This window comes from Pseudomonas sp. M47T1 (assembly GCF_000263855.1).
Lineage (GTDB): Bacteria > Pseudomonadota > Gammaproteobacteria > Pseudomonadales > Pseudomonadaceae > Aquipseudomonas.
On record NZ_AJWX01000023.1, the window covers coordinates 97,123 to 106,030 of the forward strand.

3 protein-coding genes are annotated in these 8,908 nt (G+C 46.9%); all 3 read right to left on the bottom strand.

Features of this window, described 5'->3' with window-relative positions; genetic code table 11:
* Positions 1–60 precede the first annotated feature (60 nt).
* Positions 61–7,536 (bottom strand): CHC2 zinc finger domain-containing protein, encoded by a 7,476-nt coding sequence (locus PMM47T1_RS29935; protein ID WP_157213064.1) that lies wholly within the window; start codon positions 7,534–7,536, stop codon positions 61–63.
* Positions 7,537–7,692: 156 nt separating this feature from the next.
* Entirely contained in the window at positions 7,693–8,040 is a 348-nt protein-coding gene (locus PMM47T1_RS30430) for a hypothetical protein (protein WP_008372975.1), read from the bottom strand.
* The coding region (locus PMM47T1_RS21570; protein WP_008372977.1) for an integrase domain-containing protein at positions 8,037–8,908 on the bottom strand (872 nt) is incomplete at its 5' end. The genes PMM47T1_RS30430 and PMM47T1_RS21570, both read right to left, overlap by 4 nt.

Genomic DNA, 8,908 nt, shown 5'->3' on the forward strand with positions numbered 1-8,908 from the left:
GCTTGCGATCAATTAACGTATGCAAGCCTGTTTTTATATTGATTGCAGGTTTTAGTTAAATTACTTGTCAGGGAACCTCCAAGGTGGGACCGAGATGTTCGGAAGTTCTTCGTGCTCTGTTAATGTTAGGTTGACATCAATCCAGTCGTATAGTGCTGGCGAGGAAAAAATGCCCAGTGACCCACGAGGAGCAGTGGGTTGCATATCTACATTGTTTTGATAGGCTTGTGCGCGAGACAGTAGAGATTTTTTGTCAGAAAATTTGCTCCATAACTCATTAAAGTCATCTGCGTCAGCAGTGTTTTTTAATTTCCACACTGAGCTCCAAAAGATAGACTCCTCTTGAGGGCGCTTTTTATTACTTTCATATGAAGAGCTAATGTCATCAGGAAGTGATATGGAGAAAGCTTTAAGAAGATTCGATTGGGTTTGCTGCCAGTCAATAGATTCTACAAGTGGCAAATATGCTACAAGTTGCAGTGGGGAGGGCATGGTTTGAGCGCGAGGCTTGCCTTCTAACATGTTATGAGGATCTATGTCTGAAATAACCAAGGCTTGGTCGTCACGACTCAGTGCATCATCTTTATTGTTATAGTAAATACCTTTAGACCAGCCATGATATGGGGTGATCCTAGCAAGGTAGCCCAAAGTGGTATCCTCTGCTTTCCAACTACCTCGGCCAATGAAGCAGCTTCCTCCTACAAGTGTTTTTCCATCTATGCTATTACAGAATACGGTAGTGGTCCCTGCTGCGAGAAAGCCAGCTTGTCCTGCGAACCAGTAATCAGCAGATCTAGATGTCGCTGCGGGGACGGCTAGTATCGACCTACGGGCCTCGATCCCATCACCGGTGATCGAAAGTTTTTTCGACAAAGCCCCAATATCTAAAAGAACTTCGTCTGTTGTTGCTGCCCTTCCGAACCTACGCCACATTGCTTTGAGATCTTCTCCCATATGAACATAGTTGGCAGGGCTAGATACCAAGAATGCCTCAGAGCATATTAGTTCCAGTAGGTATTTTAATGGGAGTCTAGTCTCCGCTAGGAGAGTTATGAGAGCTTCTGGTGTTGGCTCGAAACCTATCTGTTCTCCAAGCTTTGCGGCTAGCTCGCTAGGATTAAATAGAGGTTTTAAGGTATGGGAGGAAGGCCGGAAGAATTCCTCCAAGGCAATTGAGCGATATTTTTTGTTACGGGAAAACTCAAGAACTTGCCCCCGTTGCAGCGAGTCATAATCACTTGTCGAGCCTAGGTTCTTTTTTTGTAGTGATGCTAATAGTATTTTTGATACTGACTGTGGCAGTGGCCAAAGTAATGTAAGGGGCGCAGTTAAGTGCTTGTCAGAGTGCTGCTCGCAGATATGCATATACGTTCCAGCTAGCACTGAAACGGATTTGTTGACAATATATGTCTTCAGCCACTCAAGTGTTTCACGTCTGACCGAGTACTCCGGTAGTATGAGCAAATCTACGTTGAAATTCTGACACGAGTCGATTACACGACGCAGGATGGAGCGACGGCGGTGCTCTGACCAACTTGGCAAAAACTCAGACTTGGTCCATAAGTGTGCTGTGTCGTGTCGCTCAGCCGCTCTAAGTAAAGAGCTATACTTAGAGCTTAGGTTGGATTTTAAATGCGCGGATATTTCTTTACTTACTTTGGCTCCGAAAGGCCATTGAGTAGGGCATGCCTCAACAAAGGGGTGCTGGTATGTTAAGTCGAAGTCAGCTTGGAGAAATGCTATACGAATAAGTCCATTAGGCCTGCTCGATGCTCCACGTAATTCCCATTGCCCCGCTTGCTGCTTTCTGAATGAATTTGCATTCCGATTCGTGGAGGAACCGGTATGCAAAGATGAAGCCTGTGTTGTTTTCTCGACGTTATTATCAGATTTGGGCGGCGTTTCTAGCGCAATACTTCCAGGAAGATCTTCTACATTAGTATCGGAAAGTTGTCCTGGAGTTGGCTCTGAAGTTCCTCCCGCAGAAAAGTCAAAGTAGTGTTTGCCTGAATCTGTCTCATGAATGTCACTTAACTGAGTGCGATCTTCAATTTCTGCCTCTTCAATAGTAGAGTGCAGTGTAGGTTTAATAATAGCAATAGAAGCAAACGGCTCGCCAAGAGCTGAGACTGAGAGAAGTTTTCCACTGGTTCGGTCAAAAACTTCCGTCCAGACTCGAAGGAATTGACCCTCATGAGAAATCTCTTCGATGTGCTTAGAAAGCTTCGGGAACTGAGATATCATCCACGGAGTAACGTCCCGGACGCCATTTCGCGAGTCCGTGAAGCGCTTAGTCTGAGCGTTGTAACCATAAGACTTTTCGATTACCAAAATTGGCTCAAACCCAAGCTCTTCATCTATTTGCTTTACTAATAGGACTACGGACTCCAAAAGTTCTAGATTTAATAACGCTAAGCATTGGTCGCTTAGTATTTCGAAAGGCCATTCCAGAAATGGAGCTTCTTCATCTCTGTAATCAATCGAAGCTAGGGTTTTAGAAACTGTTGCAATTTTCTCATACAAGTCGCGAGGTAGACATTCCAGGTTGTCATGAAGCAGGCGATGCCCGAGATGCTGAACCAGTCTTCGGCACTGCTCAGTCAAGGGTGTTCGGTTTAGTGAATGAGATCTGTTTTTAGGAGCCTGGGTATACTTAAGGCCGTTATTTGGTGCTAACGGTATTCCCCAATCTTCTGGTAAATCAAAATTTTCATATCTTTCAAACGAACCATGGCTTCGCAACGAAGCGATAAGTCCCTCAAACGCTACATAAATGCCGGCACTTACTACTCCCGAACGCATCGCTTTCCAAGCTGGAAGCTCATTAATAGGTGACTCTTTAGAGACAGAGAACAGTCGTCTAGCAAAGCATAGCGGACCAACAAGGTCACGACGTACACCGCGAGCGCCGTCATCTCTAGTTGAAAGTACTTGGCCAATAGATAGAGGTAGACGGTTTAGAACTTTGTCAGCCACTGACGCTAAGAACGAGGCAGAGTCAGTTTTTTCCCAGCTCTCACGAAATGCTAGATACATAGCAGCTGACTCTGCCTCAGCTGCCAGAACATAGAAAATTGAATTTAGTGAGTTGTCGGCTTGGTCTGGAAACGTCTCCAACAGACGAAGCGCGCGAACTACCGTCGCGGGTAACAATCCATCATCACTTCGGCGTTTGCTTATTTGTGAATCGGCATAGGCACCGCGTAGCTTGCGAAGCTGCGTCCGTAGAACATATCGTGCCGGATTCGTTAGTGCGGCTGCATCAAGAGTAATGTCCGAGTCGGCGCTACTAAACTTGGTATGATCGTCATAAAGACCAAGATAATCAGAAATGGCCACGCCTGCTCGCCAAAGGTTGGCTTCAAAGATAGGTACTTCAGTTGTGCGTAGAGCTCGACCACCATCCCTTATGAATGCCCTATTTCCAAGCTCTTCACGAGAGACGCCGTTGGTAATTAGGTAGTAAAACTCATTGTTGCAATCGGCTGCGATATAAGGCCATGCAGGGACCAGTTCTTTATTGTCGTTGGTTTCAGTGTATGTGGTAATTATTTGTACAACTGCTCTGTATAGCTTAGCAGCTAGCTTGAGTGTGTCTGCTGAAATGTCAATGTTCGCAGCTGAAGCGCGCTCACGTAAAAGAAAGTAGTCCTCTGTTGCCAACTCAGCTTTAATCCGTACTAGGGAATCAGCTATGATTTCGGATGACCAAGTCGTACTGAGAGCTTTGATCTGGCGACCGCTTTCAGAACCAAGGAAAACGGGTGGTTTATCAACTGCGGAAAAGTCTAGCGCTTCGATCTCGTGTATTACTGCAGACCCACTATTGTCCGCACTTTCACCTATGCAAGAAAAAAGCCTAGTAGTTTTGATGCCGGGTAATGGTGGGATTATTATTCTATTTGGAGAGGAGGGCGTCAGCTTGTTCCATATAAGGTGATTTCTTCGACTCAAACAAACTGGAAGGTTTTCTTTTGGAACAATGGCTACAATTGTTTGCAGGGCGATACTAAATGCAGACGCTTGCTGCTCTTCATTCAATGGCTCGGATTTATCGTCACTATTAGGTAATAGAGCCATGAATACGTCTGCCGCGAGCCCAGACATAATACCCTTACGTTTTTGAACTTCTGCTGGTGCGACTAGTGGAGTAAGAGGATCCACCCCTGACTGGTCAGCCTCTGTCAGCAACGACACAGCCTTATGCATCCATTCGAATGGTTGCCAAGTTTGTACTAGTCTGGAACGCTCGACATCCAGTTGATCGGCGGATGCTGTTGCTTTCCCGACAAGCCGCATAGCTTTCCAACGAACGAGTGCCAGTCGAACGTTCAGTTGATGCTGAGGAGCAAGCGTGGAATTGGCCACATAACTGTCAAACTCTTCGCTCAAAACGAGTTCTGCAAGCCATGCTATACGGTGACGTCGTAATACATTTTCTTCAGCTGAAAGCTCAGCAATATCCCGTGACTGTTTATCGATCAGATGCTCAAGCCCTTCGAGTGCAAACAAAATTGGTGATTCCCAACCATATAACTCTGGCCGGAGTGCCCAAGCGGCACCTTGTATGCATTCATCCCATGACTCCATGTACTGAGACAGCATCTCACTGGAGTCGTGATATCCCAAGTGCTCCACCGCAATCGAGTACCAGATTAACCGGGCTGCTTTGGGGAGTTCTGAAGCTCGTAGATCAGGCGCTTGGAATGCAGTTCTAACAGTGTTGAGAAGGGTAGACTTCGACGCCTTATACAACTCTACATTGTGGAGCAACTGCAAGGCGGATTGGCGATCCGTTGCAGGTGCAACGGACCAGAAATCCCAGCCTGACTCACCATCTCCAACTAAGGGCGGTTCCCACGCAGGTCCATAGGCCGCTAGGGCTCTTCCTTCATTAATATAAGATGTAAAGTCCTCAGCACTCATCGCCGGTATTTCATCTGCTTTCGCAAGGAGCGTTAGTTCCAGCTTACGTGCACATAAGTCGATAGCCTCTCTCATCTCTGCTAGAGTTTCTGGAGTATCCGCCAGCAGCACGATGTCATCAACATATCGAGCGTAGCCAACACGCCTATGATCAGCATTAAGCCTAGTCATAAAGCGATATGCTTCCTCATCAACGGGGAAAAGTGCTATAGAGCCAATCCAGGCTGATAGTACGGGACCTTGAGGGATGCCCATAAATTTATTTGTAGTGTCGTCGAACCCTGTGTCTGGTCTTGCGTAATTTACCCCAAAAAGATGTTCGTCCAGCCGATCAAGAACTAAGGATGCTTTTGTCGCGGCACTTGGTCTCTGCTCCCCAAAGTTGAGCAGGGTTGCAAATTCAGCGGTGTCATCAGTGACCGATGCAATGGCTGATTGCAATTGTGGGAGCAGTCGGTCGCGAACAACGTACCTTCTAAGTTGGTCATAGTAGCGCTTAACATCTAGCCTTATTGAATAGACGTATCCAATTTCTGTGGCTTGTTGTGTTAGCGATGTCATAAACTCCCGCCAGCACTCTGCATAAGGTCTATACATGCCTTGATCTGACGCTGGCTGACGGCCCTCCAGTACATCCATGTCGATTTGATAGGCAAAGCTGAGAGTCTGTGAGCTAAGTTCTTCTCCGTTACCATTACCTCTTCTATCGAAACCCGTAGTAACGGTACGGCGATCTTCTCTGTAGTAACGAACCCCAGGTATTCTTCGGCTGAATGGTAAATCTGTGAAACCTTCGTGGTCCCAGCGCTCAGTAAGAATTTCGTTTAATAAGTATTGTTGAACGATCAGGTCTTCAGGGAGAGGCATGATCTTTAGGCGGAAATCTGATCCACCAAAGGACCTAGGTACCCATACCGCGTTGTAAGAGCCAATAGCACCATCAGTAAGATTATTTCTCAGGCGGTCTGTTAGTAATGTGTTAAAAACGGTTGCAGCAATATCTAAACGTTCCCAGCGAGGCTCATCGCATGGCAGCTCTCCCCGACGCGATCCCATGTAGGCGAGGATACGAGAGTGGTTTAGTCGTGCTCCAGAATCGGTGAGAAAACTTTCTGAATATGATTTATATCTATCTGATGTCGCGTCGGTTATAAAGTCAAGCCATTCATGAGTGGCAGCGATATTTTTTGATAGTTCTATTTTTATAAATGAAGTTTTAATGAGGTCCTTAGCTTTCGAGCCAACGGCTTTTTCGATCTGCATGAAAGCCTGGCTGAAGGCCCTGAAGCGGCGAGTTCGAGGCGCAAGCTCCCACTCATCCTTATTCAATATATCCTCGGCTGTTACGCCGAAGGCGTACGCAAGGACCGCAACTTCCGGCGGATAGGTTGCGTTTAATAAAAATTGCTGAGCGGAATCGCTAGAGTAATGCTCTAGATAATCGTTGGGATCTTTTGCAGGGGGGCTTTCGAGGCCGTTACTATTAACTTGTAACGCTGTCGGCCACAAAAAAGCACACTCTATTGGCGCGTTCAAAAATTTTAAACACGCATCGGATGCTCCACGTAAACCTGCTTCATCCCTATCAAAACTAACGACAACCGTGAGCGTTGTGTCCTTTGGTAGAGTATCTCTAAGTGATAGTAGAAGCTTCACCTGTTGCTCACTAATGGAGCTACCCATCACTGCGACAGAGGGTATGCCGAGTGCTTCGAAACGAAGAGTATCTAGAAAGCCTTCGCATAAATAGAGATAAATATTTTTGTTCCCGCTCTTTGCTTCGCTTTTAATTAAATTGAAAGCGAAATTGGCGCGGTATAAAATTGTTGCCTTGGGGAACTCTCTTGTAAATTGGTATTTTGGTACGGAGGCGCTGGTCGCCCCTGCGACCCTTCCTGCTAGTCCTAATAACTGCCCTTGATCATCATGAAGTGGGAAAATGATTCTATCAGCGATAAAGAAGTCGCTGTATCTATTTTCCGATTCGCTACCAGTACTCAATGGTAGGTGCATTTCTGCTGAAACGCCGGGAATAATTTTTCTAATTAGAAATGCATCTTCTAAGTCGCCGGCGTATTCACGCCTGACTGAGCGATCATTTTCTGTTTCAAGGGATCTAGATAAAAAATTACGTGATGCATAAACAAAGCCGGCTCGCTTTATTGTTATAGGGTCTAGGCTGCGCTCTATTATCCATGCGTTTAATGCCGCCTGGTTTGACCCTTTCTGATAAAGGTTATACCCGAATTGCAATGCTGAGAGATTTATTGATGGTGCATTCGATTTTCTTTCAGTGATTTTGCTGTGGCCGCGCCCAGATGATGTAGGGGATGGAGCTAGCCACTCGACAGCATCTCTAAAGCTGAGATTAAACTTCTGTTTAACTAGATCAATAGCATCTCCACGCGCGCCACATGAAAAGCAATAGTAGTGCTGTCTGCCATTGTCTCTATTTGCGTCGATCAGGAGCGATGGTGTTTTGTCATCATGGAAAGGGCAGAGAGACTTATATTGTTTCGCGGAGGTTTTCTTTAGCGTCATGCCTAGGCGGACAGCTACATCGTCAATTGAAATATTTCGAAGCAGGTTCTCGTAGTCAATCCTAGGCAATTTGTTCTTCCTTTTTAGAATTTCTTACTAAATGGGCGATGTGACAAAATTTTATGGGCTAAAAAAATTTCGATAAAAATCGTAAAGCTTTTTAAGATAGGTGGCGCTTTGCCTTCTTATATTACCTTCGCGCATCTACTAATCAAGCTTTTTATCCTAGATCCTAACGACCGATTGGCCGAGTTTTTCGGCTTTGATCGGCCGATTTTCGAAAAAACCGTCATTGATTTTCTGATTGAACTGCCAACCCTTACCTAGTCGAAGGGTGAGCAATCGTATGGTCAGCATATAGTAGTAGCGTGTACGTTCAGCGTGCTGGTCCATGTAATGATTCAGATACCAGGCGAGGTGCTTCTGTTGCCAAGCCCAAGGATTATCGCGGTGCCACCGATTATATATCGCCGTTTGAATTGCTTTCGCCTGGCGAAGGTGGCGTTGGCGCGTGGTACGTGATCCGGTTAGGACGCCCGCCAAGAATAGCTCTATATCGAATGACGTGCTCATGCTCTACCCCCAATGTAAGCGGCTACCACGTCAATACGACCGTGCCCAAGCTCATAGCTGATTTGCACTTGGGCCTCCCTATCGAGGTGTTGGTCGAACTGATAGCAACGGCCTCCGTTGATAGGCGCGGGATGATTTGTAATTTGCTCATAGCGTTCGCACGCATAGGCCGCCCGTAATTCGTGAAAGCCTTTGAGGTTGTGCTTATGGAGGATGTCCCGTGCAGGGCGGACGATCTGCCGTTGAAAATCGAGGTAGCTTTCGTTCGGTGCAAGTAGGTTGCGACTACCGTAGGGTAAGATCTGTTCGGTAAACCTCAGTGCGTCACGTATATCATCATCTACGGTAATCCAGCGAGGTGCTGATGCGCCGGAGCGGCCACCTTTGGTGCCCTCCTGGATGTTGATCTTGCTGAATTTTTTGGCCTCATATTGTAAGCGCGGTAAGTCGGCTAAAATGGCCTCGCGCAAGCGCATGCCGGTTGCTCGCGCCAATTGAGCGATGGCCGCTGCACGCGGCATTTGGTATTCGCACAGCGCGTCGATAATCCGCTTCACGTGTTCGCGATCTTGGCCTTGCGGCACCGATTGACGAACACTGGTGCGCCGCATTCCCAACGCCTTGCTCGGACTCACGACCCTCACAGAGTGATCACCGCGAAGCGCTGCAAGGGTCCGGTTTATGCTGGACAGTCGGTTTTGTGCGGTGGCGATGGAGAGCTCACCTTGTTCAACTTGCTGACGCAGATGTCCGGCGTAATCCAGCAAGATCTGCCGATCAATTTGTCGCGCATCGTTAAACCCTGGCCCATTCTCGGAGCGACACCAGCGCACAAATGCCTGCCACCGATCACTGTGTGCCTTGACCG